The 1,371-nt window shown below is 61.3% G+C and carries 1 protein-coding gene; it reads left to right on the forward strand.

Going from position 1 to position 1,371, the window contains the following annotated elements; all coding sequences use genetic code 11:
• Window positions 1-79 precede the first annotated feature (79 nt).
• Complete coding sequence (locus tag DevBK_RS20975; RefSeq protein WP_317186941.1) at window positions 80-1,111, forward strand: IS110 family transposase; 1,032 nt, start codon at window positions 80-82, stop codon at window positions 1,109-1,111.
• Window positions 1,112-1,371: the final 260 nt, after the last annotated feature.

Genomic DNA, 1,371 nt, shown 5'->3' on the forward strand with positions numbered 1-1,371 from the left:
GGGTGATGGGGTGGACGCCCCCCCGGCGGCATCGATGTGCCAAAGTGGAGGTGTGAACACACCACTTGAGGAGGCGCCCATGTCGGAAGTTACCACAATCGGTCTGGATATCGCGAAGAACGTTTTCCATGCGCACGGGGCAGATGCCAGCGGCAAACCGCTGTTCAGTCGCAAGATCAGCCGCACCAAGTTGCTGGAGTTCTTCGCCAAACAGCCACGTTGCCTGGTGGCGTTGGAGGCCTGCGGCGGTGCGCATCATTGGGCCCGCGAGCTCACGCAGCAGGGTCACCAAGTGAAGTTGATCCCGCCGGCCTATGTGAAGCCCTTTGTGAAGCGGAACAAGAACGATGCGGTGGACGCCGAAGCCATATGCGAGGCAGCGCAACGACCGAACATGCGGTTCGTGGCGATCAAAAGCGAGGAGCAGCAGGCCTCGGCCCTGGTGTTTCGAACCCGCGATCTGCTGGTGCGACAGCGGACCCAGTTGATTAATGCGATCCGCGGTCACCTGACCGAGTATGGATGGGTCGCACCCAAGGGGCCGTCGCACATAGCTGTGCTCGGTGACCTGCTCGATGGCGAGATGGGCTCGTCGCTTCCAGATGCGGCCACGCCCATGTTCCGTACGATGCTTGATCTGCTTGAGGTGCTTAACGGCAAGATCGCCGAACTGGACAAGGAGATCGCCCGACGCGCCCGTGATGATGTAATCGCCCGGCGGCTTATGACGATACCAGGCGTAGGGCCGATCACGGCCACGGCGATTGCTGCTCTTGCCCCTCCAGCCGAGACCTTCGCCAAAGGCCGGGACTTCGCCGCCTGGTTGGGCCTGGCGCCACGTCAGCTCTCGAGCGGAGGCAAGCAAAAGCTTGGATCGATCACGAAGATGGGCGAACGAACGCTGAGGCGCCTGCTCATCATCGGTTGCAGTGCTGTCGTCCTGCAGGCGAGCAAACGCGGTGCGCCGGCAGGTTCTTGGCTTGAGCAGATGATGGCCCGTAAGCCACGTATGCTCGTCACCGTGGCGCTGGCCAACAAGACGGCGCGCATCATCTGGGCGCTGCTCATCAAGCAAGAGGAATACAAAGCTCCGGGTGCAGCTGCGGCATAAGCCAAGGCGGACCAGAGGTCGTCGGAGACGGAGTCGGTCGAAGGAAGGTATGGCGCAACAGTCGGTGAGACGGGATCGGAAAACCAGGGCTTTCCACTGTGCTTTGAGCACGCTGTGGGTGATATGGATCCGGTCCGCGAACTCCCATACGGGCCCGCAGCCTCTGGTGCTGCATCAGAGGCCGGACAGATGGCAGCATCCGACTACGAACTAACCTTCAAAAAACCGCTTGCGTCTTAAGGGGCGTCCACAGATGGGAA

Origin of the sequence: Devosia sp. BK, from assembly GCF_032907385.1 — a bacterium.
In the GTDB taxonomy this organism is placed as follows: Bacteria; Pseudomonadota; Alphaproteobacteria; order Rhizobiales; family Devosiaceae; genus Devosia.

Bases quoted from the DNA above. Each gene is read 5' to 3' on its own strand.
- DevBK_RS20975 (WP_317186941.1), top strand. From the start codon at position 80: ATGTCGGAAGTTACCACAATCGGTCTGGATATCGCGAAGAACGTTTTC.